The organism is Paenibacillus sp. FSL F4-0243, from assembly GCF_037963295.1.
GTDB lineage: Bacteria > Bacillota > Bacilli > Paenibacillales > Paenibacillaceae > Paenibacillus_AQ.
In genome coordinates, this window is the sequence record NZ_CP150151.1 from 1,414,744 (window position 1) to 1,438,941 (window position 24,198).

At 42.6% G+C, this 24,198-nt stretch carries 23 protein-coding genes; 20 read left to right on the forward strand and 3 right to left on the reverse strand.

Translation table 11 applies throughout. From position 1 onward, the window contains the following. Nucleotides 1–6 precede the first annotated feature (6 nt). From NSS87_RS06385 to NSS87_RS06430, 10 genes are all read left to right on the forward strand, one after another. Complete coding sequence (locus tag NSS87_RS06385; RefSeq protein ID WP_042185561.1) at nucleotides 7–1,056, forward strand: hypothetical protein; 1,050 nt, start codon at nucleotides 7–9, stop codon at nucleotides 1,054–1,056. 11 nt (nucleotides 1,057–1,067) lie between these two features. Continuing rightward, nucleotides 1,068–1,937, forward strand: a complete 870-nt coding sequence (locus tag NSS87_RS06390; protein WP_042185563.1) for a hypothetical protein — start codon at nucleotides 1,068–1,070, stop codon at nucleotides 1,935–1,937. A gap of 56 nt (nucleotides 1,938–1,993) precedes the next feature. Then, the gene (locus tag NSS87_RS06395) at nucleotides 1,994–2,203 is read left to right on the forward strand and encodes a hypothetical protein (RefSeq protein ID WP_042185565.1); all 210 of its coding nucleotides are present in this window, start codon (nucleotides 1,994–1,996) and stop codon (nucleotides 2,201–2,203) included. 7 nt (nucleotides 2,204–2,210) lie between these two features. Next, a complete protein-coding gene (locus NSS87_RS06400; RefSeq protein WP_156113062.1) occupies nucleotides 2,211–2,354 on the forward strand; it encodes a hypothetical protein in 144 nt (47 codons plus the stop codon). Between the two features lie 15 nt (nucleotides 2,355–2,369). Beyond that, nucleotides 2,370–2,750: a hypothetical protein gene (locus NSS87_RS06405; protein WP_042185567.1), complete on the forward strand. Its 381-nt coding sequence runs from the start codon at nucleotides 2,370–2,372 to the stop codon at nucleotides 2,748–2,750. A 20-nt stretch (nucleotides 2,751–2,770) separates the two neighbouring features. Next, the gene (locus NSS87_RS06410) at nucleotides 2,771–3,268 is read left to right on the forward strand and encodes a hypothetical protein (protein ID WP_339245641.1); all 498 of its coding nucleotides are present in this window, start codon (nucleotides 2,771–2,773) and stop codon (nucleotides 3,266–3,268) included. Between the two features lie 35 nt (nucleotides 3,269–3,303). Next, entirely contained in the window at nucleotides 3,304–3,966 is a 663-nt protein-coding gene (locus NSS87_RS06415) for a hypothetical protein (protein WP_339245643.1), read from the forward strand. Nucleotides 3,967–3,971: 5 nt separating this feature from the next. Then, nucleotides 3,972–6,236, forward strand: coding sequence for a PKD domain-containing protein (locus tag NSS87_RS06420; protein ID WP_339245646.1), 2,265 nt, complete (start codon nucleotides 3,972–3,974; stop codon nucleotides 6,234–6,236). 13 nt (nucleotides 6,237–6,249) lie between these two features. Further along, nucleotides 6,250–10,080 (forward strand): hypothetical protein, encoded by a 3,831-nt coding sequence (locus tag NSS87_RS06425; RefSeq protein ID WP_339245648.1) that lies wholly within the window; start codon nucleotides 6,250–6,252, stop codon nucleotides 10,078–10,080. A 95-nt stretch (nucleotides 10,081–10,175) separates the two neighbouring features. Then, nucleotides 10,176–10,955: a GNAT family N-acetyltransferase gene (locus NSS87_RS06430; RefSeq protein WP_339245651.1), complete on the forward strand. Its 780-nt coding sequence runs from the start codon at nucleotides 10,176–10,178 to the stop codon at nucleotides 10,953–10,955. Between the two features lie 66 nt (nucleotides 10,956–11,021). On the opposite strand, the gene NSS87_RS06435 is transcribed toward NSS87_RS06430, so the two are convergent. Beyond that, nucleotides 11,022–11,654: a hypothetical protein gene (locus tag NSS87_RS06435; RefSeq protein WP_042124922.1), complete on the reverse strand. Its 633-nt coding sequence runs from the start codon at nucleotides 11,652–11,654 to the stop codon at nucleotides 11,022–11,024. 302 nt (nucleotides 11,655–11,956) lie between these two features. Here NSS87_RS06435 and tkt point away from each other — a divergent pair, with 302 nt between their 5' ends. Continuing rightward, on the forward strand, nucleotides 11,957–13,999 hold the full coding sequence (gene tkt, locus NSS87_RS06440) for a transketolase (protein ID WP_339245654.1): 2,043 nt from the start codon (nucleotides 11,957–11,959) through the stop codon (nucleotides 13,997–13,999). 33 nt (nucleotides 14,000–14,032) lie between these two features. Beyond that, nucleotides 14,033–14,350, forward strand: coding sequence for a pyrimidine/purine nucleoside phosphorylase (locus NSS87_RS06445; protein ID WP_042185578.1), 318 nt, complete (start codon nucleotides 14,033–14,035; stop codon nucleotides 14,348–14,350). A 191-nt stretch (nucleotides 14,351–14,541) separates the two neighbouring features. On the opposite strand, the gene NSS87_RS06450 is transcribed toward NSS87_RS06445, so the two are convergent. Next, complete coding sequence (locus tag NSS87_RS06450) at nucleotides 14,542–15,441, reverse strand: NAD(P)-dependent oxidoreductase (RefSeq protein ID WP_042185580.1); 900 nt, start codon at nucleotides 15,439–15,441, stop codon at nucleotides 14,542–14,544. Between the two features lie 234 nt (nucleotides 15,442–15,675). Here NSS87_RS06450 and NSS87_RS06455 point away from each other — a divergent pair, with 234 nt between their 5' ends. The 3 genes from NSS87_RS06455 (at nucleotide 15,676) to NSS87_RS06465 (ending at nucleotide 18,381) form a co-directional block, all read left to right on the forward strand. Then, nucleotides 15,676–17,031 carry a glucose-6-phosphate isomerase gene (locus NSS87_RS06455; protein WP_339245661.1) on the forward strand — a complete coding sequence of 452 codons (1,356 nt, stop codon included), beginning with the start codon at nucleotides 15,676–15,678 and terminating at the stop codon, nucleotides 17,029–17,031. A 131-nt stretch (nucleotides 17,032–17,162) separates the two neighbouring features. Continuing rightward, nucleotides 17,163–17,795: a YigZ family protein gene (locus NSS87_RS06460; RefSeq protein ID WP_339245663.1), complete on the forward strand. Its 633-nt coding sequence runs from the start codon at nucleotides 17,163–17,165 to the stop codon at nucleotides 17,793–17,795. Between the two features lie 4 nt (nucleotides 17,796–17,799). Beyond that, entirely contained in the window at nucleotides 17,800–18,381 is a 582-nt protein-coding gene (locus NSS87_RS06465; protein ID WP_076284085.1) for a TetR/AcrR family transcriptional regulator, read from the forward strand. A gap of 141 nt (nucleotides 18,382–18,522) precedes the next feature. On the opposite strand, the gene NSS87_RS06470 is transcribed toward NSS87_RS06465, so the two are convergent. Beyond that, nucleotides 18,523–18,924, reverse strand: a complete 402-nt coding sequence (locus tag NSS87_RS06470; RefSeq protein ID WP_042185590.1) for a secondary thiamine-phosphate synthase enzyme YjbQ — start codon at nucleotides 18,922–18,924, stop codon at nucleotides 18,523–18,525. A gap of 206 nt (nucleotides 18,925–19,130) precedes the next feature. Between NSS87_RS06470 and cysT the strand changes: the two genes are divergently transcribed. From cysT to NSS87_RS06495, 5 genes are all read left to right on the forward strand, one after another. Continuing rightward, nucleotides 19,131–19,946, forward strand: coding sequence for a sulfate ABC transporter permease subunit CysT (gene cysT / locus NSS87_RS06475; RefSeq protein WP_076284086.1), 816 nt, complete (start codon nucleotides 19,131–19,133; stop codon nucleotides 19,944–19,946). Then, nucleotides 19,943–20,740, forward strand: a complete 798-nt coding sequence (locus NSS87_RS06480; protein ID WP_042124938.1) for a sulfate ABC transporter permease subunit — start codon at nucleotides 19,943–19,945, stop codon at nucleotides 20,738–20,740. Before cysT ends, NSS87_RS06480 begins: the two co-directional genes overlap by 4 nt. A gap of 1 nt (nucleotide 20,741) precedes the next feature. Then, entirely contained in the window at nucleotides 20,742–21,806 is a 1,065-nt protein-coding gene (gene cysA, locus NSS87_RS06485; protein WP_042124940.1) for a sulfate ABC transporter ATP-binding protein, read from the forward strand. A 320-nt stretch (nucleotides 21,807–22,126) separates the two neighbouring features. Next, nucleotides 22,127–23,194: a sulfate ABC transporter substrate-binding protein gene (locus NSS87_RS06490; RefSeq protein WP_042185596.1), complete on the forward strand. Its 1,068-nt coding sequence runs from the start codon at nucleotides 22,127–22,129 to the stop codon at nucleotides 23,192–23,194. Nucleotides 23,195–23,405: 211 nt separating this feature from the next. Further along, on the forward strand, nucleotides 23,406–24,197 hold the full coding sequence (locus NSS87_RS06495) for an MBL fold metallo-hydrolase (RefSeq protein ID WP_339245670.1): 792 nt from the start codon (nucleotides 23,406–23,408) through the stop codon (nucleotides 24,195–24,197). The last annotated feature ends 1 nt before the right edge of the window (nucleotide 24,198 follow it).

The window sequence follows — 24,198 nt, forward strand, 5'->3', positions numbered from 1 at the left end:
GAAACCGTGGATTTATTATTGTATATTCTTCGTTTTGTCCTTCATTTGTTAATTGTATGGGGAATTTGGCTGCTCATTAAACCGCTAATCGAAAGGCATTTACGACAAGTGGGTCAGAAATTCGATTTTCGTATCAAACATAAAATGAGTATTTTTGGCAAAAGAGTTAGCTCGGTAAAAAAAAGGCTATGGCTCTACCGTCATCTAGATAATCTTTTATATTTCGTACACCGAAAATATGAGCCGGGAATTAGCGTTATGCGTTTTATCATGCGTACAGCAATAGTGTTTATCGCGGTTTTTCTATCAGGACTACTGACGCTAAGCGAGCTTCCTGGACAATTAAGTTTTAACAATCCTTTTCTGGAAGGGATAACTTTTAACGAAGGGCGTTCGATTCAGGGGGCATGGAGATTTCCACTTTTTATGGCTGTGATTTCTGCGACGATTCCTTATTTTCGTATGAGATACATCTACGCGCAAAGGAAGGTGCATGGAAGCTATGATTTACTCGATGTAGTCAAAATCTCCACCAAATTCACTCACTTGTCGGTAGATTCCGTTCTCGATCGGACAGCGGATTTTCTTACGGATAAGAATGTGCTGAAGGGTCCTTTGAAGCTGCTAGGGGCTGCGTTTTCCAATTACAGTAATGAGAAGGAGCTTGTTGAGGAAGCAGGGAGATTTTCCAATGCGATTGGTACTACCTTCGCCCTAGAATTTATATCGGATTTGCTCTATGCCGAGAAGGAAGGAACCCGTTATTTAAAAAGCTCACTGATGCTGTTAAACCGTTCCATGGAGCAACAGAGAGAAACGATTTTGACTGTAAAAGCGGGAAGTAGAGATGCGATCAGCCTTGGCTTATACGGGAATCTTTTGGTGCTGGTATCAACGGTTGGAACCTTTATGTACATGCTGAAGCCTGATATCTATTTCCAATTGCAGTTTGAGACTACAGTAGGACTTTCTTTTTTGATGGTGATCGTCTCCGGTCTTTTTATTTCTTTTGTGATCAGCACTATTCTCGCCAGACCTAAACTGGACTACCACTAAGGTGATGAGCTATGGACAGATTGTTACTATTAGTTACTGTAATCGGGATTGTTTATGTCGCATTACTTGTCTTTGTAAGCAGTAGTAGTAAACAGGAAAGATATCTTGTCCGATTAGGACTACGGTGGAATGAGCTTGGGGAACGGGTGCAGGGGGATAGACTTCAGCAATTATTGAATGATTCTGGTTTATCGATTTCAGCCCGTAAAATTACGCTTTTCCGTTACTCAGCAGCGCTGATTTATTTAATAACTCAAGTCGTCAGTGATTTCATTCGTTCTAATTCTTTTTCTATTTATGACCCTCTAATTGCTCTTCTTATTCTCGTAATCAGCAGTCCGATGCGCTACCTTCCGTTTGGCTGGGTGCTTGCATGGCTTCATCAAAAAACGGTTATTAAAAAAGACGGTGAGCTGATCTCTTTCATCCGTCTATACGAGAATAATCGGCTACGCAAGCGCGGATATGCGCAATTTGGCACTTTTTGCGGGAGTACGGCTGGACATTTTCAATATATACGTCAGGATCTGTACGAGTTGTCAGAACGAGCAGTAGATGAGGGTGTGGAGGGGGCGATTGAATGGTTTTGTGCAAAGTTTCCGGATAATCATAGTTTTATTAATGACATTCGGTCCATTTTGCTGGCTACTGAGGGTATGGATGACGACACAGAAGCGGCGAATTATTTGCGTGAGCAAGGTAAGATTATCTCCAAAATCTCCAGCGATCAGTATTTGAAAAAGTGGTCTTTTATCGGTGATCTATCTACGATCATTAATGTTATCCCATCGATTGCTACTTTTTTGATGATCGTCGCGATGGCGATGCAGTACATTTTACTGATCAAAGGGAATTTTAATGGGGTCGGTATGTTCCAGTGAAAAATAGTATATTCAATATTATTTAAAAAATATAAAATAAAAGGGAGATTTTAACAATGAAAAAGGATGCTATTTCTACAGGTTTGTTTATTGCTATTGGATTTTTATGTGTGGCCATCGTAATTGCCGTTTTGATTCCTGTAGTTCGAGATGTAATTGATGCTACGGATGATAATAAACCGACGATTCCGGGTGTGACATTTATTCAACCGCTGGATTCCAGCCAAACGGCAACTGCTCGGGTCTTAACCCAACCTTCGGTTTAATTCGATTATGAAAAAAGACTCTATCTCTATAGCAATGTTTCTGGCTATTGGCTTTGTAATCGCAGGGATGTTTATCACAGTAGCTACGCATATCATTGGCAGCAGTCAAGACGATATCATCACACATACTAAGCAAGTAGAACAATATTAGAAGGAGGCGTTTCTATTGAAGGAGACCGTCCTCCGGGCATTATTCATGTGGCTTGTCCTGTTTATTATCCTGCAGCCCATATTCACCTATATTGATTATCTGCTAGATTTACAGGTCAAAGCTAATACATCCTACATCACACAAAAAGCTGCAACGGAGGGGATGGTCACAGCGTCTATGCGGAACGAAGTGATTTCAAATCTGAAGGCGATTGGGTTCTCAGAGGATTCTATAGAAATTACGAGCAGTACAGATACCATTCAAGAACGCAAGCAACGAATTGATGTGTATGTAACAGCACCACGGATAAATTTGTTTCCGTATAACTTTTCCACGGTTTCGCAGCCGACCCGATATTATGGACATGGGTCAATTATGAGTGAATATCTCGATTGATTAAGGGATGAGCCTAATTTATGGATTACATTATTAAGCTGGCATTTGTCCTACTGATCTTTATCTACTCCTGGTTCTTTCAGATCCAGAATCAGGAGTGGGACATGCTGCGCAGCATGCTAAAAGATGCAAACAATATCGCTGTTCATGATGCCGCGCAGGAATTAGATGAAACTGAACTCACACGAGGTCGTCTAATTATCGATCCCGCGCTTGCTTACGATACTTTTCAACATGTCTTGCAGGCGAATCTTGGGCTTGATAACGGCCTTTCTCCCCAAGTAGGCAGCCGTTTTAAGAATCAAGTAAAGATTGTGAAGTTTGATATTGTTGATGATTCCGATGGAGTAACTTTTCCGCTTTTATACGAGGATAGTGAATATGGCATTACCAAATACATAGAGGGTCCCTCGGTTATTGCCGTCATTGAGACGGAACATCCGTTGCTGATCTCCAGAGCCAAAACACAAGAGCCAATCAGAGTACCAGCAGTTCAGGAGTATAAGTTTAATAAGTAGGAAAAATCCAATTGAGACAAAGGAGAGATTTGGGGATGAAGAGAGTTGTAAAGGCGACTTTGGTAGCGGCAATGTTATTTAGTGTGGTTTTGGGGCAGGGAGTGGTTGCAAAAGCGGAAACGGTTACATCAGTAGTTACGGCTAAGCCAACCACATCCGCGGTACCCACAGCAACCGTGAAACCTATAGCAACGCCAGTGCCTATCATGAGAGATAATCTGTTTAAATTTGGTCTAAAAAAAGAAGTGGATCTTCCAGTAACAATCAGCGCTGGAGGATTAACGTATACGTTAGAAAAGCTGATGTTTTACGATGTAAAGTCTAAAGAAGCACAGTCTCTAATGAAGATGTATGGTTATTCAGATAATATTTATAAATCACCTACTAAATATATGATTTGGACTAAACTCACCATTGAAAATAAGGGGAGTAAAGTCATTCAAGTAAGTGCGGTAGATTTGAATGAAAAATGGCATCTTAAAGTGGATAGTGTTAATCTTCTTGCACCAACACCAGGAAAAACAATGTTAGAGTTGAACAATAAGGAAGCATTGTGGAATTGGGTGTTGAAACCGGGTGGAAAATTGTCTAGTTATCAAATGTATGGGTACTTTAAAGACCCTTCGGTTATTTCTATATATGCTAGTTTTGGTGGGGGTTTTGAAGAAAAATATATTGTTAAACGTCCAGGAGAATAATATTTATGAAAAAAATCTGGATAGTTCTGCTTACAGTTATATTAATTTTTGTATATATCCCACAGAATATTAAGGCAGCTAATTCGCAAAACAAAACAGTGTCAATACCTTCAGAAATTCTTAGTGGGTCTGCAAATGCCCAAAAATCTTACTACTTAGATCTTCCAAGTGGAGTATCCAGTTCGGCAATTGATGTCTCTTCTCTTAAATATAATGGGACCAATCAAAAGGTTGCTCTGACAATGGAGAATGGAAAAATAAAGGTTACTTTAAAGGGAGTAGAAGCAAAGCAACGAATAGATAATGTGCTCGGTTATCACGGCTCGTTTGAAACCCTTTTTGTAACAATTCCCGGTAATTCTATTTGGCGATATTCAGACGGAGTAAGATGGCAGATAAATGAATGGGACCCATACATTAATGGTCAAAAACATTACGATAAAAATGGACAAGGTAGTGGTACACCTAGAAATGATCCACCTGATATGACAGTGGTGACTCAATCTGCAGTATCACGTTCGGGAATTAAATGGTACGACAAAAACGTAAATTCGGTAATTGATTCGTCTCAGATCATAGAGTCAACTGTCCAATTAGTGGTACCTAAAGAATCGCTTCCAACAACCTATGTTAATCATAATGTTGTAAATGGGAATCAATTTATTATTTATTATAAAACTAACGCAGCTTTAAGAAATTATGCTCCTGAACAATTAAGTTCAAATTTTGATCCAAGTGGTCATGCGCTGGGGAGACGTTATAAAACAGATTTAAGCTACTACTTTACAGGTTCGGCTAATGTGACTACGTATAAGTATAGTGGAAGCGTCTCCTTCGACTACACCCTTCCTACAGAACCCACACTTACCGGTACGGTAACTCTAAATAAACCTAATCCCAATCCAACAAAATTGGGAGATAAAGACGAACCCGTACAAATTTCATTAATGGGGCAGCTGCAAGGCTACAATGATGCTTCAAACATTGATGAGTGGGTGTTCTATGCTAAAGAGAAAGACAGGAACAATACACTCAAAACGAAAAAGGAATCTGCAAAGACATTTAACGTAAGCACTTTGTTTGACTTTGAGATCAAAAAGTCGAGTGTAACGGGCGAACATTTTACTCAGGAATATGCTTTAACCGTTCTCGTCCGCTTTAAAAAGCCAATCGTCACAAAGAGTGGAATCATTACCTCTCTGGAACAGCCTCTACAGATTTCGGCAGGTATTTATAAAAACAATCCTCAAGTTACTTTTCCTCCAAATCCAACTATTCCAACAGAACCTGAAGGAAAGCCACCTATTGCAAGAATATCAACAGCTAGATACATAAAAGCAGGGTCTGATATGCTCGTTAGTGGAAATGCCTCCTATGATCCGGATGGATATATCACTGATTATGCTTGGAGCACATCTGGAGCGCAGGGAGAAATCGGAAATGTCCCAAGGGGGTATGTATGGTATACCATAGAGCAAGTTGGAGAGACATTTCCTATAGCTCTCACAGTCGTTGACAATGATGGACAAATAGGTAGTACAAGTACAGAAGTTACCGTCATTGAGCCGAAGCCAGCAGCAATTATAAATATAGAAGGAATATTTAAACAAAATCGTAAAACGACATTGTTTAATAGAAGCCAGAGTCCAACACGCTTTCCGTTAATACCATCAAAAACACGAGTTACCATCACTGCTGTATCTGGTGGTACGAACGCAGATATTAAATATAGTGGTACATTATCTGAACTTGAAAGCAAAGACATCTTATTTAAAAAAGCTGGAAAATATAAGGCTACGATTTATGTGGAAAATACGCTTGGGTATTCTGATAGTGATGAGATTACTTTTGATATTGTGCCAGATGAAGCGCCGTACAACTATTTTACTCTGCCTGGAGTGGTATATCGAAGTCCTGATTACGGTAATAAAGCGGTGGTTTCATTGGATGATATATCCTATTCACCTGATAAAGATGTAGTGGGTCGGAGACTCTGGGAGTATCGCTATGATTCTAATAATGACGGGAGTTTTAGCGGAGAAGCATGGGTGACCTTCAGTAATGAGAACAAAGATCGCTTAAATTTAGAGCTGAGCGAGGTAGGGAAATATGAAGTCCGACTTACTGTGTTTGAAGAGTTTGGTCAACCAACTATTGATGAGTTTGTGACAGAAGCTGATCGGAAATCTACAAATTCAGATGGACAAAAGTTAAGCTCACGGATTGTAGAAGTGAAAAATCGAGCGCCAGAAGTTGATTGGTCCTGGTAGGAGAGGTGCTTAAATGAAGAAGACAAAGGAAATACTTTCACTAGTAATTATAATCACTATCCTATTCGGAGTTTTCCCTAGTCAGGGAATGTATCTTCAGACAGCAGAGGCTGCAACGGGTGATCCAAATTTCATCACGTATAAAGATATAAATATACCTGCTGATGGTGATTTTTATGACGCTGGTTGGAACTATGGTACTATGCGTGGGACAATAAATAACCAAAAGCTAACGAATATTAAATATAATCGTACCACTAAGCAACTAACATTTGATATTAGTTCGGATGCAACATTGACTTTAGGAGTAAACTTGGTTCCTTCACAAAGTGCTCTAGATAAACGTGTCGTTCGAGCGGATCTCTGTGTAGCGGCAATTCCAGAGGGGAAACCATTAGATTTACCAAGTTACCAATACGGTTGTCCGAGTGACTGGACCAGTCAGTATACCAATTTCACCCCATTGTACAAGAGTTGGTTTGATGGACCGTTTTACCCGAATACATTTGAACATACATTTAATCTAGCGACAGATGTTACCTATTACAACTATACGGGGACTTTAGGGTACGGCGAACTTCCAATAGGGTTAGTAATTAACTACGGTTTTGGCGCAGGTCAACAAGATGGATGGCGTGGATATGGTCCAGAACATGGATTTGGAGGGCCGTACATTGGTCATAATTTTCAAAGAGTATTTCCTTTGATACCTAATAGTCCACCTACCATTTCGTTAAATACACCCAATAATCAAGTCCTGCAGAACGAGCCTGGACGAAACATACTTAACATCGAGGGATATGTCCACGATCCAGATAATGATGATCTTATCGTAAGTGCGGAGATACCAAATGTATTTTATAGGAAGACGGTAGTATCTCAAACGAAAGGATATCAGTATTTCTCTATCCCTGTAGACGCTGTGGCTGATTCGATCCCGCCGGGCGATTATACGATGACTGTAAAAGTAGCAGATCCTTCAAACATGTCAGAATCCGCGAGTATGACCTTTAAAGTTACAAACAGACTGAAGCGAAACGCTTTTGTTCTCGTTAATAGTCCTATAGAGAATAGCGGCACCACCTATGAAGATTATGAGTGGGATGCTAAGTACGCTGATCGAGTGAGATATGATCATGATCCGAATTACTTTGATAACTCAATGGGGATTATAGGGGATTCGGGACTATGGAGGACGAGCCTTTACACTTCATTTCCGTATACCGGACAATATGTAGTGAGTTATCAAGCTAAGGATATACCGAAACAGGATGCTCGCTTTGCTGAATATCAGATGTGGAGTAAAGATGCCGCATCTACGATGAGTTTTAAAGTCCATCGCAAGCCAATAGCGCTTTTTTCAGCAAGGCTTATCAATGGAAATGTTCAATTAATAGATTCATCCTACGATTTAGATCATATTACAAGTGCTGATAAAGGGATTATGCAGTGGCAATGGCAATATAAAAAGAGTGTTGATGAGATGTGGATCGACGGGCAGCCGCCTGGGGGAGTTTTTGAAAAGGACAGTTACGATATACGTTTAAGAGTCCGTGATGTGGATGGAGATAATGGAGTCGGTGTATGGAGCGATTGGTGTCAACGTACTGTGGGGAATGCTGCCGTTAATCTACCACCCGTTGCATTATTTACCGTTAATCCGAATACCGTTTCTTATCGTAAATCTACGACCATTACAGACAAATCTTTCGATCCAGATAATGATCCATTAGATGTATATTACTGGACTGTAATCAAAGACGGATGGAATAAAGTATGGGAACATTGGGGTGGAGCAACAACACCACCGAATATCGCATCATTCGGAGAAGGGAATTATCAACTCAATCTACAAGTACATGATAATCGTGGCTTGTGGTCAGATTGGTACAGTCAAAATGTACAGGTAGTCAATCATCCACCGGCTGCAGCATTTACAATGCCTAACGAAATATACCGCGATACGATTATCACAATGGATAACTTAACACCAGATCCAGATGAGGATGGAGATGTTTTATCTTATGCCTGGAATGCAAAATTTAATGACTCTCCTTACTACTGGGCAGGAAACAACCGTTATCAATCTATGACCGTTCGTGATCTTATTAATCGTAACGGTATCTCACATAAAAAGGCCATTTCTGATGGTTGGGAAATGCAGCTCACAGCCTCTGATGGAAGGTTAAGCTCTTATGCGACGCGTACATTTATGGTTAAGAATCATGTTCCTGTTGCTAAGATTAACGGACCTTCATCCGTAAATCAGTATGATACGAAACAATTTACATCAGGGGATATCGATGAGGATACATCAGATCAAGGTTCTTTAGAATACTACTGGAAAGTAACGAACAGTAATGGTGAAGTGAAATCATATCTTACTCGCGATATTACGCTTACCTTCTCAGATCCAGGGGTATATACGCTAGAACATTGGGCAATCGATCAAATAGGAGATAAGTCGAATATCGCTGGATTGCAAGTCCAAGTGAAAGAGAATTTGGCACCTACTATGACTTTAACTAGCCCTTCAGGTACAGCAACAAACCCATCTGTGATTGACTCGGAACAAGGCGATCCATTAATTAAATGGACTTACGCAGATCCAGAAAATGATCCACAGGAGAAATATAGATTAGAGTTCTTTACGAAGGATGGTCTATTAGTTTCCACTGTAGAAAATCCAGATCCTACTGGCCTACTCAGACAATATCAAATCCCAAATAATACATTTGAACGGTTTGAATACTTTACAGTGAAAGGTCGGGCGTACTCCAAATTTTCATGGTCAGATGTATCAAATGAAAAAACATTCATCATCGATAATGCACCTAAGCCGGGATTCACTCTGATCACAGATACTGGTAAAGATGCGACTAAGATACCGATCTACCGGACGGACGTTCTGAACATTAAGAGTAACGCAACTGATCCGGACGAACCAAAAGGAGATACAATAAGCCACAAGTATTTCTTAAAACCATCAAGTGGAACAGAAGCCCTAGCAAGCATTCAAAAGGACTTCACGAAGCAGTTTAGTAGTAATGGTGTATTCACCTTTAGACAGCTTGTAACGGATTCTCTGGGGCTGTACCGTGAAATATCCCATAGTATAACAGTTGTGAATAGAATTCCAACAGTTAATATTACGTACCCAACCAGTGTTGATCCATCTAAACCAACGATCGCAAGTACACTTACACCGATCATTAAATGGGATTATCAAGATGAGGACGGAGATCTGCAGCAACGTTATAAGGTGCGAATTATTAACTTGGCCACCGGTGCAATCAAGGTACAATCTGGTGAACAAGTTTCAAGCGCAAAACAATGGCAGATTCCAGTCAGTTCACTGATTGAGAATGAAAAGTATGCCGTTGAAATGGAAGTCTTTGATGGTTACAACTGGAGCGATGTCTCTCCACGTAAATACTTCATGGTGAATTTACTGAGTATTAAAGGAGGCGTTAAGCACACCGAAGAGTGGAACAACAACCGTAAAGGCTACAATCTGAAAAAAAGCGGCAATGAGGAGAGTCCAAGAGGATACAACGTATTTTGGGCAGGAGAACGTTTTGTTCTGCAAGGTACAGCAACAGGTCTCCCGGATACTGTGCAAGTAACCATGAACGGAGGGTTCACTACGCAGCTCAGCCCAACTAACGACGATAAAACCTTCTGGACAGGTGAAATGTACGATAGCTCTTTTGAAAAGCTACCAGATGGACCTGTTACTTTTACCTTTACGGCTCAGAATGCGTATAACACCAAAACGGATATAGTTACCGTTGTTATATCATCGGATTGGTCGGAGTATTTCCAGAGTCATCGAATTAAGTAGAGTAGGAGCCTATATCACCCTATCTTTTTTGCGTGACTTCACAGGATCATGTTAATGTTGAAGCATTGTATCAAACATTGATAGGGGTAGGGGACATGATTCGAGAGTTAACACCAGCGGAAATGAAATCAATCTTGAGTTCGATTAATAGGGAACAGCACTTTTTATACTATTCATACCTTACAGCTCGTAAGCATAATACGGTACACTATGGACAGTTTACAGAGCAGGGGGAGCTGCTCGGCGTATTGGCTTTTTTTAGAGGGCTTTCGTTCTATGCGTTTTCCGTATTCCCTGTGGAGAAGTCATTCTGTCTCCGGTCCGTGCTTGCATTTATGAAAGATCAATTGAGTTTACCTGACAATGCTGTCGGTAATGTAATTGTGAATGAAGAAGTTATGGCTGTACTCGCTTCACAGCTTGAACTTGTTAAGTCACCCAAAAAACTGCTTCTAATGAAGCATATCCATCAAGAAGCGTTACCACCGGTGGATACAAGCGTTTTACATTTGGGTCCCCCTTATTTTGAACTCATTGAGTCGAAAATGGCCGATTTAGATACAATGGCGTTCTCAAAAGAAGAATTACAGTATCCGTTCTATGGTGTGATGGAACAACATGAGCTGATTGCGGTAGGTGGATACCATATTTATAGCGAAGATTACGTTGAATTGGGGAACATCGGAACGGATGTAAGATGGAGAAGGCAAGGCTACGGGAAAAAGATCTGTGCCGAGCTCACCCGAGCGGGGGGAAGGGTTACCTCTAACGTGTATTTGAATGTCCTTGAGGAAAATGTAGGCGCAATTTCTCTATATCAATCCATCGGCTTTGAGCTTATGTGCAAACAGTACATGGTCCAATTTGTTATTTGATGGTTAATGAAAAAGGACTAAGCGGATTTAAATCCGCTTAGTCCTTTTTCACAAGCATAGAACCTTTTATACGACCCCTTCAGTCCGGTCTTCATTCATTCGCATCATTCGTGCGGCAACCGAAGTAGTATGTAATGGTAAAGAGGATGGGCGCGCAGAGGCTCTCTGAGCTCTACGTAAATAATAGGATAGCTTGCCAGTAAAAATCTTATGTGCACAGAGTGAAAGCGCGAAATCTTCCGGTGTAACGAAGCAGGAAGGCTTATTCACAGGCTGAACTGCAGTTTCTTCAAATAAAGAGGCAACGAAATGGGAACAAAAATAAGCATTTTCTCTATCGATTTTAATATTCAGAAGCACACCGATTAATCCTAAAAGATGGTATTTATAACGCTCCTGATTTTGCATCATCCCTTGGACGTGATTGTACATCGTATCGTATTCCTCAGCGCTAACACGTAACTGATAGATGGAACAATTAGCACTGCTATAAAAAGGGTCGATAAAGTTCTCCTGGATTAGTCCTGCCACAAATGGATTGTGCATTTTTTTTCTTCCGAAGCTGTATACCTCCCGCAGTTCACAGTCAAAGGCGATCGAAGCATGATTCAGATCGGCTTTTGTAAACCACTTAATAAAACCACTAAAGGCCGTACCTGTACCGGTAAGCACAATAAAGATGTCCTTATTCGAACTCATGTTCAAAGTTCCTTTCCACTAGGAAATGTTGGGTAATGAATGAAAATTATGCTTAACTAACTCCATCTTACTGTATATTTGAGCATTGTAAAACAATCTTTAGTCGCAATTAAAAACTAGACCATAGACTAGTGCAATTCTGGCTTGTCTCATAGTTCTTGTGTGTATATAAATACGTCGATATTGCAAAAGATAAGCTGTTCAAATAAAGAGTTTTTAAAAACAATTGGAATTGCTTCCACACTAATGATACAATAAGAGTCAAAATGACATTCTTGAGATTTCAGAGGAGGAACTATTAAATGAGTGAACAAGAACAAGCGATTCAAAAGGAAGAAAACTCAACTGTAGATAACCTGTCCATTACAACGATTCGTACTTTGGCGATTGACGCCATTGAAAAAGCAAACTCCGGCCACCCAGGTATGCCAATGGGTTCTGCACCAATGGGCTACCAATTGTTTGCAAAAACAATGAAACACAACCCTGATCATCCAACATGGGTAAACCGTGACCGTTTTGTATTGTCCGCAGGACATGGTTCTATGCTTCTGTACAGCTTGTTGCACCTTAGTGGTTATGATCTGCCTATGGAAGAATTGAAAAATTTCCGTCAATGGGGCAGCTTGACTCCGGGTCACCCAGAAGTAGGTCACACCGCTGGTGTCGATGCAACAACAGGTCCACTTGGACAAGGTATTGGTATGGCTGTTGGTATGGCTATGGCTGAAGCTCAATTGGGAGCTACCTACAACAAAGATGAACATAAAGTGGTTGACCACTATACTTACGCTATTTGTGGTGATGGTGACCTGATGGAAGGGATCTCTTCCGAGTCCGCTTCACTCGCTGGTCATTTGAAACTGGGCAAATTGGTTGTATTGTATGATTCAAATGATATTTCCCTTGATGGTAAATTGAACCTTTCCTTCTCCGAGAACGTGGCTCAACGTTTTGATGCTTATGGTTGGCAAGTACTTCGCGTTGAAGACGGAAATGATCTTCCGGCTATTGCCAAAGCGATTGCTGAAGCTCAAGCTGAGACTAGCAAACCGACTTTGATCGAAGTGAAAACTGTAATTGGTTATGGTAGCCCTAACAAACAAGGTAAAGGCGGCCATGGAGGTACTCACGGTTCCCCACTTGGAGCAGAAGAAGCTAAGCTGACCAAAGATTTCTACAAATGGGTATACGAAGAAGATTTCTATGTACCTGACGAAGTGCGTGCTCATTTTGCAGAAGTGAAGAAAAACGGAATCGCAGCTAATAAAGCTTGGGATGACAAATTCGCAGCTTACAAAAAAGCATATCCAGAGCTTGCTGCACAGTTCGAAACAGTAATCAACGGCGATCTTCCAGAAGGCTGGGATGCTAACCTTCCAACTTACACTACTGAAGATAAAGCAGTATCGACTCGTGTTGCTTCCGGTAGTGCGCTTAACGGTCTGACTGCTGGTGTTCCTCAGCTTGTGGGCGGTTCTGCTGACTTGGAAAGCTCCACTATGACGCATTTGAATGGTTTGACATCGTTCACACCAGAATCTTATGATGGCCGCAACATCTACTTCGGCGTACGTGAGTTTGGTATGGCTGCTGCAATGAACGGTATTGCACTGCACACAGGTCTTAAAGTATTCGGAGGAACATTCTTCGTGTTCACAGACTACCTGCGTCCAGCCATCCGTTTGGCTTCGATCATGAAATTGCCAGTAACCTATGTACTGACACATGACAGTATTGCAGTTGGTGAAGATGGTCCTACGCATGAACCAATCGAACAATTGGCTTCCCTGCGTATCATCCCAGGTCTGACTGTTATTCGTCCGGCTGATGCTAACGAAACTTCTGCAGCATGGGCTTATGCTATGGAAAACAAAGAGAATCCAGTTGCTTTGGTTCTGACTCGTCAAAACTTGCCAATTCTTGCTGGAACAGTTGATGGCGTTCGTGAAAACATCAAACGTGGTGGTTATGTTGTTTCTGATTCCAAGAATGGCACTCCACAAGCACAACTGATCGCTACTGGTTCTGAGGTACAATTGGCTGTTAAAGCACAATCTGCTTTGGCTGAAGAAGGTATCGATGTTCGTGTAATCAGCTTGCCAAGCTGGGATCTGTTCGAAAAACAAGATAAAGAATACCGTGATTCCGTAATTCTTCCAGGAGTTAAGGCTCGTCTTGCAATCGAAATGGCACAAACCTTTGGCTGGGAACGTTACACTGGTGACCAAGGCGATATCCTCGGTATCACTACTTTCGGAGCTTCCGCACCTGGAGACAGAGTAATGAAAGAATACGGCTTTACTGTTGAAAATGTAGTTAGCCGTGTGAAAGCACTTCTGTAATTAACTGAATAATCATTAGGGGGAGAACAAGTAATGAGTCAGTTTAACAACGCAACGATTGAAAAAGCAGCCAATGTATATTATGGCGGACAAGTAACAAGCCGTACGGTAATTTTGCAGGATGGAACTAAGGTCACACTTGGTATCATGTTGCCTGGTGTATATGAATTTGGTACGGATGGTCCTGAAATTATGGAGATTCTGTCCGGCGATCTTAAAGTGCTGCTTCCCGGCACTGAGGTATGGCAGGAGATTAAGGGAGCGGCAACGTTCAATGTCCCTGGCAACTCAAAATTTGCGTTGGAAGTATTTGAAGTAACTGATTATTGCTGTTCTTACCCGGTTCTATAAAGAGATAACTAGAAAGCTCTGCTGAAAAGCAGGGCTTTTTCTTTTTTTTTCTTGCACTACAAAGAATAATTTAGTACTATTAATGCAAACAAACGTTCGTGTATTTTAACTGCATAAGTAATTAATTAGTTAAAAAAGACCGCCTCTCACATTGGAAGTCATGTGAGAAACGGTCATGAGTAAGTGAACTGTTATTCGGATACAGTAGAACCCATTTTTTGTCCGATCCACTCTTCATAGCATTTCACTACAGCGGAGAGGTCTTCGTCGCCATAGCCTTGGGTAAACCCAGCTTGAAACATGCTTTTAGCTAGTCCCAGCATTGGAGAAGGGACGCCTGTGAAATCGCTGTGGGCGGAGGCTAACTTCAAATCCTTTAACATTAATGCAAGGGAGAACTGATTGCTGAAATCATTTTCTATGATTTTACGGCCTTTAAGCTCTGCTTGTTTGCTACCCGCAGAACCAAGCTGCACTAGTTCAAGGAACTTGTCAGCTGGAACACCTGATTTTACAGCGATAGCGAATCCTTCAGCCAGGGCAATGTTGTGAATGCCGACCATAGCATTATGAGCCAGCTTGGCTACAGCACCACTGCCGTTCTCACCCATATGTATCAGCTTTTTGCCCAAAGTATCGAAGATATCGCGATGCTGTTCTATAACTTCAGCACTGCCGCCAACCATGAACACCAAGGTTCCTTCAATAGCTGCCGGCTTGCTTCCGGTCACTGGCGCGTCAAGGAAATGTCCACCTCGAGCTTCTACAGCAGTGGCAATTTCGTGAACTAGTCCTGGAGAAATTGTGCTGGAATCAATAATTAAGCCGCCTGGCTTAAGTGCATCAAGAATACCATCCTGACCATAAAACACTTCACGAACCGAATCATCATTACTGATCATGGTAATAATAACATCCTTACCTTCAGCGGCGGCACGTGGCGTAAGGGCAGTCTGGGCACCTTCTGCTTCAAGAGGTTTACATTTAGCTGCTGTACGGTTGTACACCGTCACCTGAAAGCCGCCACGAAGCAAGTTGGAAGCCATTGGCGCTCCCATTGTTCCAAGTCCGATAAAACCGATTTGTTTCATTTGTATAGCCACCTTCCGTTTTCTTCATTCTATCACGGCACTTAGGCTAGCACCACAGCTCAGCCATGCCTAATGATGCGGGAAACGCTTCCATGAAACTTTCGAAAACTTGGTTCTAAAGCCCGGGATGTGCCCTAAGACCTTGCCAGTCAAGGCAAATTAAAGTATCCTAATTATAAAGTTGTAACAAGCGGTTTCAAATTTAAAGAGATAAACAGGAGGTTTCCATTACCGATGTCTAAGAAGATTAATTTTGACTACACCAAAGCCCTTACTTTCTTCAACCAACAAGAAATTGACAACCTTGCCGCTCCAGTTATGTTAGCGCACGAACAGTTGCATAATAAGACTGGTGTAGGTTCCGACTATCTTGGATGGATTGATCTTCCATCAGCTTATGATAAGGAAGAATTCGCACGCATTCAGCAAGCCGCAAAGAAGATCCAGAGCGATTCCGAAGTACTGATTGTAATTGGTATTGGTGGTTCTTATCTGGGAGCACGCGCAGCGATTGAAGCGCTCTCGCATTCTTTTTACAATAACCTTTCTAAAGATAAGCGCAAAACTCCAGAAGTTTATTTCGCTGGTAATAACATCAGTTCTACATACATCACGCATTTGCTTGATTTAGTAGAAGGCAAAGACTTCTCTGTGAACGTAATCTCCAAATCAGGAACTACGACTGAGCCAGCCATTGCTTTCCGCATTTTCCGCGCAGCTCTGGAGAAGAAATATGGTAAGGAAGAAGCTCGCAAACGTATTTACGCTACTACAGACAAGGAAAAAGGTGCCCTTAAGAAATTGGCTACTGAAGAAGGTTATGAATCCTTCATCATTCCAGACGATGTAGGCGGACGTTACTCCGTATTGACACCTGTAGGCTTGCTTCCAATCGCTGTAGCAGGTATTAACATTGAAGAGATGATGCAAGGTGCTGCTGCCGCTGCGGATGAGTTCAATAATCCAGATGTAGCTACTAACCAAGCTTATCAATATGCTGCAGTTCGTAATGCTCTGTATCGCAAAGGTAAGACAACTGAAATCCTCGTTAACTATGAGCCTTCCTTACACTTTGTATCGGAGTGGTGGAAACAATTGTTTGGCGAGAGCGAAGGTAAGGATTTCAAAGGAATTTATCCTTCTTCCGTTGATTTCTCTACGGATCTACACTCCATGGGTCAATTTATCCAAGAAGGTAACCGTAATATCTTTGAAACGGTAATCCAAGTAGATCAAGTGGCTCATCATGTGACCATTGAGAACGATCCTGATGATCTGGATGGCTTGAACTTCTTAACAGGAAAGACTATGGATTTCGTAAATAAGAAGGCTTTCCAAGGTACAATGCTTGCGCATACAGATGGTCAAGTACCTAACCTTATCGTTACTATTCCTGATCAAACACCATACACATTTGGTTATTTGGTTTACTTCTTTGAAAAAGCTTGCGGCATCAGCGGTTACCTGCTCGGTGTTAACCCATTCGACCAACCAGGCGTTGAAGCATACAAGAAAAATATGTTTGCGCTGCTTGGCAAACCGGGTTACGAAAAAGAAAAGGCAGAGTTGGAAGCAAGACTTACAGAATAGTATTGCAGCAGTATTTTAGAGACCATTCATACTAGTGTAAGTCACCAGGAGCAGTCCATAGGTAATCCAATACCGGGGCTGCTCCTGACATTATATGAAGACATCATATGTATATAAGGACTGGAATAATTATGTTAGAACATTATCGAACGGTACGCTCTTCCGGTTCTAAGGAAGTCGTAATCCGCAAATCTCGCTTCATTGGTCATATTATGCCAGTTGAGAATGAAGAAGAAGCATTGTTGTTTATCGAAGACATCAAGAAGAAACATCGGGACGCAACGCATAACTGTTCTGCTTATGTGATTGGGGAGAGAGACGAAATCCAGAGGCAATCGGACGACGGGGAGCCGAGTGGAACAGCCGGCAAACCGATTTTGGAAGTAATTCGCAACCAGGGAGTTAAAAATGTCGCAATTGTTGTTACCCGTTATTTCGGAGGCATTATGCTGGGTGCCGGAGGGCTGATTAGAGCTTATACGGATGGGGCAGTGCTTGCGCTTGAAGCAGGAGAAGTAATCACCCGTGTGCTAAGACGAGAGGTATTCGTAGAAATTGATTACACTTGGCTAGGCAAGGTTGAGAACGAACTTCGGGGAAGAGGTATTCAGACCGGCGAGACTTTGTTCACCGATAAAGTAACGTTGTTATGTTTACCGCGAAATGATGAGGGAGACGCATTTATGGCATGGATAACAGATCTAACCCAAGGGCAAGCCTTGGTAACAGAAGGGCGGCGGATTTACTACAGCGAAGGGGATTAGGTATATGGCAAGGAGAGCAGTGGAGCAGGAGTTGTCGAGGGAAAGAATATTAGAGGCCGCTAGGCATCTGTTTATTACCAAAGGGTATCGAGCGATTTCAATGCGAAGCATCGGTCAGCATTTGGGATACAGCCACGGCTCTCTCTATTATCATTTCAAAGAGAAGGCGGAATTGTTCTACGCCATTGTTGTCGAAGATTTTAATCATGTGGCTACTTTGCTTGGTCAAGTAATGAATAAGCCACCTGAAGAGGGTATGACTCGAGTAGAGCAGCTAATTATGGAGTTTATAAGGTTTGGAATAGATCATCCTTATCAGTATGAAATTATGTTTATGATTCGTGATGAAGAGCTGCTGGCTTATTGTAGAGCAGAGCAGGGACGATGTTTTGATTTATTCTCAAGTATTGTACGCCGTCATATGAAGGAAGAGGGATATGTGTCCGAGGATTGGCAGAACGTGCCGCTAACCTTGTTCTTATCCGCTCACGGATTTATATCTTATTATATCCAAGATAAAGTATCATTTGAGGATGTAAAAGAGGCAGCATCAGCTCATATCAAGGTTTTATGTCGCAGCCTTTAACATGCTGTTTTTTTTATAAGTTCACACTTTAAAGCTGTGCATTGGTATAACGCTACTTCTCTGCTTGGTCAAAGTAATATTTAATTCTAGTTATATTTTAATGGCCGCTCCGTAGCAATAACGGAAGCGGCCATTCATCGTTTATCCCTCAATAATTTTTAAGAAACATTGTCTACGTCTAGGTCCATCAAACTCACAAAAATAAATACCCTGCCAACGTCCAAGTAATAGTTCGCCATCATGGATGATTATGCTCTGGGAAGGTCCGGATGTAATAGACTTAAGGTGGGAGGCAGTATTGCCTTCAGCATGTCGATACTTCGGGTGCTCCCAAGGGTAGACTTCATCCAAACGCATCAGAACATCATGCCTCACATCAGGATCTGCATTCTCATTGATTGCAATTCCTGCGGTGGTATGTGGACAATAAACTACGATCACCCCGCTACGCACCCCGCTTTTTTTCACAAAAGAAATGACTTCACGAGTAATATCCCGTAATTCATCCCGTTTCGTTGTAGTAATCTCCAGTGTATGCAGCATAATCATTCCCCTTCCTGTGATGTGCCACTTTTTCCTAACCTTTGTTATATATATTTTACCCCAAATTCACTTGAAAGTAATTGACGACAACGAGAAGGATTTGGTAAAGTAGTAATAATATAAAACCAAGTATATAAATAGGAATAATTAATGGGGATGTTGGTTAGTATACCGACCGGTTATCCGGAGGTGGGAGGGCAAAATCATTGAATTCGCTGCTTAGACACAAAGGTTGGACTTGGGGTTTCCGAACTACAATTTTGCTCTATTTTGTAGTATTGATCGTGCTGCCTATACTTGGGGTCTATTACAACTCTTTTTCACTGGGTTTCGGTAATTTTGTGGAAAGCATAAGCGACCCGATTGCCTGGAAGTCGGTGCTGTTAACCTTAAAGCTGGCGATCATCGCTACTTTAATTAATGTCTTTTTAGGAACAATGATTGCCTGGGTTCTTATTCGTTATCAATTCATTGGTAAAGCATTGCTTAATAGTCTTGTGGATTTACCATTTGCACTGCCGACGGCAGTTGGTGGTTTGATGATTTTACTCTTGCTCGGACCTGGTAGTCTTATCGGCAAGGCTGCAGAAGCGCTTGGTTTTGAAATTGTTTTTCATCAACCGGCAATCGTAATTGCTATGGTCTTCGTAACCTTTCCCTTCGTGATTCGAGCGGTTCAGCCCTTGCTGGAGGAACTTGATCCTTCCGAAGAGGAAGCGGCATATACAATGGGTGCCAAGGGAACTAAAGTCTTCTGGCATGTTATTCTCCCCTCTATGGCTCCTGGGATGATCAGCGGTGGAATGCTTGCTTTCTCGCGGGCACTTGCTGAATTCGGCGCTGTAGTCCTCGTAGCAGGCAATATTCCAGGTCGTACACTCGTATCTTCTGTTTTTATTTTTGGTGAAGTTGAAAGTGATAATCCGGTTTCCGCAGCAGCGGTTTCTGTCATTCTCTTGACCTTATCTTTTCTCATTCTTTGGCTCATTAATATGCTGCAGATGCGGGGGAGACGCTCATGAGAAAATTGTGGATCGGACTCACTTACTTGGTGTTTTTTCTGCTAATCGCTGCACCATTAGGGAAAATGGCTATAGGTGCTTTTAGTGAAGGATTTGGTGGTTTCTGGAATGCTCTGACTAGGCCTGAAGCGCTGCATGCGCTTATGATGACTGGGCTTGTTGTGATCGTAGTTACGTTATTAAATACGTTGTTCGGAATTATGATGGCGCTGTATCTTGTCCGGGCGAACTGGATAAATAGACGTCTAAAGGGCTTGCTTAACAGTATTGTTGATTTGCCTTATGCTGTGTCCCCTGTTATTGGCGGACTGATGATTGTCCTGCTGCTGGGTCCGGATAGCGCCTTGGGTGCGATATTTGAAGGGATTGGGCTGAAGATCGTCTATGCGATTCCTGGAATGATCATTGCCACCTTGTTCGTAACCTTTCCTTTAATGGTGCGTGAGGTAATGCCGGTGCTCCAGGAGATTGGTTCACAACAGGAGGAAGCTGCTTCTACACTGGGCGCTCGTGGCTGGACAATTTTTTGGAAGGTGACTTGGCCTTCGATCCGTTGGGCGGTTGTGTATGGGGTCATCCTTACGGTGGCTCGTTCACTAGGTGAGTTCGGGGCGGTGCTCGTGGTCTCGGGTAACATTATGAACAAAACCCAGACGGCGACGACGCTAGTCTATCAGGATGTTGAGAATTTTAATGTAACGGCTGCTGGAGGAATAGCGCTAGTTCTGGCTGCATTTTCCGCAGGTCTACTGTTGTTGATGGAATGGACCAAGAGAAGAAAGGAAGTGCAGTAATATGCATGTGGAAGTGCGGGGATTAAATAAGCATTTTGGAGATTTTCATGCGGTCAAGGACGTCAATTTCACCATTACAAAAGGTCATCTGATCGGACTGCTCGGCCCGAGTGGTGGCGGTAAAACTTCGATTCTTCGTATGCTCGCAGGGCTGGAGACACCGGATAATGGCGAGATCATTTTTCATGGTCAGACAGTTAACAATCTTCCTCCTCAAGAGCGCGGGATCGGCTTTGTGTTTCAGAACTATGCATTATTTAAGCATATGACTGTTTTTGATAATATTGCTTTTGGATTAAAAGTAAAAAAAGCCAGCAAAACCGCCATTCGTGATCGTGTTATGGAACTGGTAGAGCTTACGGGGTTAAAAGGCTTCGAGAAGCGTTATCCGCATCAGCTATCTGGTGGACAACGCCAGCGTGTGGCCTTTGCTCGTGCACTCGCGCCTGAACCACAGCTATTACTCTTAGATGAGCCGTTCGCAGCTATTGATGCGAAGATCCGTCAGGAGCTGCGCGCTTGGCTACGTGAGCTGATTGAGCGTGTTGGCATCACTTCCATCTTCGTAACACATGACCAAGACGAAGCAATAGAAGTGGCAGATGAGATCATGATCATCAACCAAGGACAGTTGGAACAAAAGGGTACGCCTTGGGACATTTACAAGGAGCCTAAAACACCATTTGTGGCAACTTTTATCGGGGAGTCGACACTGATTGAAGATGCTTCTGAGGTGAAAGGCTTTAAAGGCGCTGGAGACGGTAAGCCTACCAAAGCACTAATTCGTCCTGAGTATATTGAAGTTGGTAACCTGCATGAGTTCAAGATGGCTTCAGCTACGGAAAAAGGTGTCGTAAAGCATCTGCATTTCCGTGGAAGTGAATGGCTCGTAGAGGTTGAAGTTAATGGTCATAAACTGGTCACTTACCGTTCTTTGGAGAAAGAAACATTGCAGCCGGGACAGGATATCTCAGTTCTTGTGCACCGCGCTTACCTGTTTAATGATGAGCGAAGCTGGATCCAGGAGAACAACCTGAAAGAAGATCCGATGCCGATATTTATTTAATATAAAATAAATAATATGATTTTCAATTTTTTTGAAGAGTAGCGAATGTGATGAGCTAGGATTAGAGGAACTGATGTGAAGGTATGAAGTAATGGAGTGGAAGTTTGGAACTGTAGGAGCGGTAGCAACCGCCTTTATGCTCTAATTTCAACCGTAATACGGTTCCAATCAAGAAATTAGAGCATAACAGCGGCCGAAAGTCCAAACATTCCGCGTAATTACGGCAAATACCGAACGTTGGTTACTTGAATTTTTAGTTCAGCCATAGAGCTACTTTCAAGGAAATATTAAAATCATTACCTCGAAGGATGTGGGCCGCAATGAATTTCAAAAGGAGCAGACAACTGCACGGATGTTTTGCTGCCCTAATGCTGGCCATACTCACGCTGGCGGCAGTCGGTTGCGGGAATGAGAAGGCGATTACGACGATGGCAGATCCTTCGAAGCAAGGGGATGTTACGCTAGTCGTTGGCGCATACAGTGTGGCTAAGGATGCGATGGAAGACATTTTGCCGTTATTTGCAGCGCAGTGGAAAGAGGATACTGGACAGGAGATTAGTTTTCAGCAGTCCTATGAAGCTTCCGGAACACAGGCACGTGCAATCGTAGGCGGGTTCGAAGCAGATGTTACACTGCTAGCCATGGAAGGTGATGTCGAGAAGCTGGTTAAGGCTGGACTCGTAGCGCCAACGTGGAAAGAGCAGGGTGAACAAGGCATGGTGACACGTTCGGTAGTCGCACTTGGTACCCGTGAGGGAAACCCCAAAGGAATTCACGATTTTGCGGACTTAGCCAAGCCAGGGATTAAAGTGTTATACCCAAATCCCAAAACATCCGGTGGTGCGCAGTGGGATATTAACGCGATCTATGGGGCTGGTCTGAAGCTGTCAGAGGAGCAAGAGGGCGTTAAGGATCCAGCAGCAGCGAAAGCTTTTTTAGAAAGTGTACATGCCAATGTGGAGTCTTTGGATAAGAGCGGACGCGCATCTATGGCTGCCTTCGAGTATGGAGTGGGTGATGTCATTGTCACCTATGAGAATGAACTGCTGGCCCGGATTGCTCAGGGTGTTAAATATGAAGTCATTATTCCTAAAAATACAATGCTGATTGAGAACCCGGCGGCTGTCGTAGAGAAGTATGCGGATAAGCATGGGACACGCGCGGCAGCAGAAGCATTAGTTGATTTCTTGATGACCCCACAGGCACAAGAGATCTTTGCAAAATATGGCTTTCGTCCCGTAGATAAACAGGTCTATGCGGAGAACAAAAGCCGCTACCCCGATCCAGCGGGTCTCTTCGATATTAATTATTTAGGGGGCTGGGCTGAGGTGCGAAGCACGCTTTATTCCAAGCGGGGAATTTGGTATCAGATACTTGCCGGAATATAGGTAGAGGTGTAAAAATAGAGTCATCCTAGCAGGGCTACTGCTTAAGGGATGACTTTTTTGACGAAAGTATATAATTGGGGCCCCCGCAAAAAGTACCTGGGTACGCATCGAAGCAAAGCTTCACTTTGTGGGGATATTTTGGTGAGCATCTTTAAGATAGACATATGGTAATTTAAGACTTCCTTGATGGGAACTGAAGGAGAGATAGAATATGGATACGTTGGTGTTTTTGGGTACTGGGGATGCCATGGGTGTTCCACGGATATATTGCAGCTGCGAGACCTGCACAGAAGCAAGGGAGCATGGGAGCAATACAAGGCTGCGTTCCTCTGTACTTATAGATAATAGCAGTGACTTTCTAGTGATTGATTGTGGGCCAGATTGGCGACGTCAGATGGAGGCGCAGGGAGTTCGGAATATGCGAAGACTGCTGGTGACGCATGCTCATTTTGATCATATTGGTGGGCTACCGGAATGGGCAGATGCTTGTCGATGGACGGGCATTAAGGGTGAACTTTATACTCCAGCAGAAGTTATTCCTATTATCGAACGGCAATACCCTTGGCTGCGAAATCACATCGAGATGATTCCCTGTGATGAAGGGATAGAACTGGACGGCTGGAAGATAGATACCTGGAAAGTAAACCATGGTAAGAATGGATATTCGTACGCCTTTCGGCTAGAGAAGGAGGGTTATACATGGGTGTATTGTCCTGATTCCATATCTCTTGGGGCTGAGGAGACACGCCTGATGCATGGGGCGGACTTGCTGGTCCTTGGTACAAGCTTCTATTACGAAGCGGCGGAGCTATCCACCCGCTCTGTGTACGACATGACGGAGGCAGCGGAGCTACTGCAAATCGTGAAGCCTAAAAAGGCAGTGTATACCCATATGTCGCATGATGTGGATATGAGAGAAGCATATATTTTACCGGAGAACGTTACTCTAGCCCAGACAGGTATGAGAATTCCAATATACAAAAAACCATTCTCTTCACTTTAGA

Excerpts from the sequence above, each read along its gene's own strand:
- NSS87_RS06390 (WP_042185563.1), top strand. The coding sequence starts at position 1,068 with ATGGACAGATTGTTACTATTAGTTACTGTAATCGGGATTGTTTATGTC.
- NSS87_RS06395 (WP_042185565.1), top strand. The coding sequence starts at position 1,994 with ATGAAAAAGGATGCTATTTCTACAGGTTTGTTTATTGCTATTGGATTT.
- NSS87_RS06400 (WP_156113062.1), top strand. The coding sequence starts at position 2,211 with ATGAAAAAAGACTCTATCTCTATAGCAATGTTTCTGGCTATTGGCTTT.
- NSS87_RS06410 (WP_339245641.1), top strand. The coding sequence starts at position 2,771 with ATGGATTACATTATTAAGCTGGCATTTGTCCTACTGATCTTTATCTAC.
- NSS87_RS06415 (WP_339245643.1), top strand. The coding sequence starts at position 3,304 with ATGAAGAGAGTTGTAAAGGCGACTTTGGTAGCGGCAATGTTATTTAGT.
- NSS87_RS06420 (WP_339245646.1), top strand. The coding sequence starts at position 3,972 with ATGAAAAAAATCTGGATAGTTCTGCTTACAGTTATATTAATTTTTGTA.
- NSS87_RS06425 (WP_339245648.1), top strand. The coding sequence starts at position 6,250 with ATGAAGAAGACAAAGGAAATACTTTCACTAGTAATTATAATCACTATC.
- NSS87_RS06430 (WP_339245651.1), top strand. The coding sequence starts at position 10,176 with ATGATTCGAGAGTTAACACCAGCGGAAATGAAATCAATCTTGAGTTCG.
- NSS87_RS06435 (WP_042124922.1), bottom strand. The coding sequence starts at position 11,654 with ATGAGTTCGAATAAGGACATCTTTATTGTGCTTACCGGTACAGGTACG.
- tkt (WP_339245654.1), top strand. The coding sequence starts at position 11,957 with ATGAGTGAACAAGAACAAGCGATTCAAAAGGAAGAAAACTCAACTGTA.
- NSS87_RS06445 (WP_042185578.1), top strand. The coding sequence starts at position 14,033 with ATGAGTCAGTTTAACAACGCAACGATTGAAAAAGCAGCCAATGTATAT.
- NSS87_RS06450 (WP_042185580.1), bottom strand. The coding sequence starts at position 15,441 with ATGAAACAAATCGGTTTTATCGGACTTGGAACAATGGGAGCGCCAATG.
- NSS87_RS06455 (WP_339245661.1), top strand. The coding sequence starts at position 15,676 with ATGTCTAAGAAGATTAATTTTGACTACACCAAAGCCCTTACTTTCTTC.
- NSS87_RS06460 (WP_339245663.1), top strand. The coding sequence starts at position 17,163 with ATGTTAGAACATTATCGAACGGTACGCTCTTCCGGTTCTAAGGAAGTC.
- NSS87_RS06465 (WP_076284085.1), top strand. The coding sequence starts at position 17,800 with ATGGCAAGGAGAGCAGTGGAGCAGGAGTTGTCGAGGGAAAGAATATTA.
- NSS87_RS06470 (WP_042185590.1), bottom strand. The coding sequence starts at position 18,924 with ATGCTGCATACACTGGAGATTACTACAACGAAACGGGATGAATTACGG.
- NSS87_RS06480 (WP_042124938.1), top strand. The coding sequence starts at position 19,943 with ATGAGAAAATTGTGGATCGGACTCACTTACTTGGTGTTTTTTCTGCTA.
- cysA (WP_042124940.1), top strand. The coding sequence starts at position 20,742 with ATGCATGTGGAAGTGCGGGGATTAAATAAGCATTTTGGAGATTTTCAT.
- NSS87_RS06490 (WP_042185596.1), top strand. The coding sequence starts at position 22,127 with ATGAATTTCAAAAGGAGCAGACAACTGCACGGATGTTTTGCTGCCCTA.
- NSS87_RS06495 (WP_339245670.1), top strand. The coding sequence starts at position 23,406 with ATGGATACGTTGGTGTTTTTGGGTACTGGGGATGCCATGGGTGTTCCA.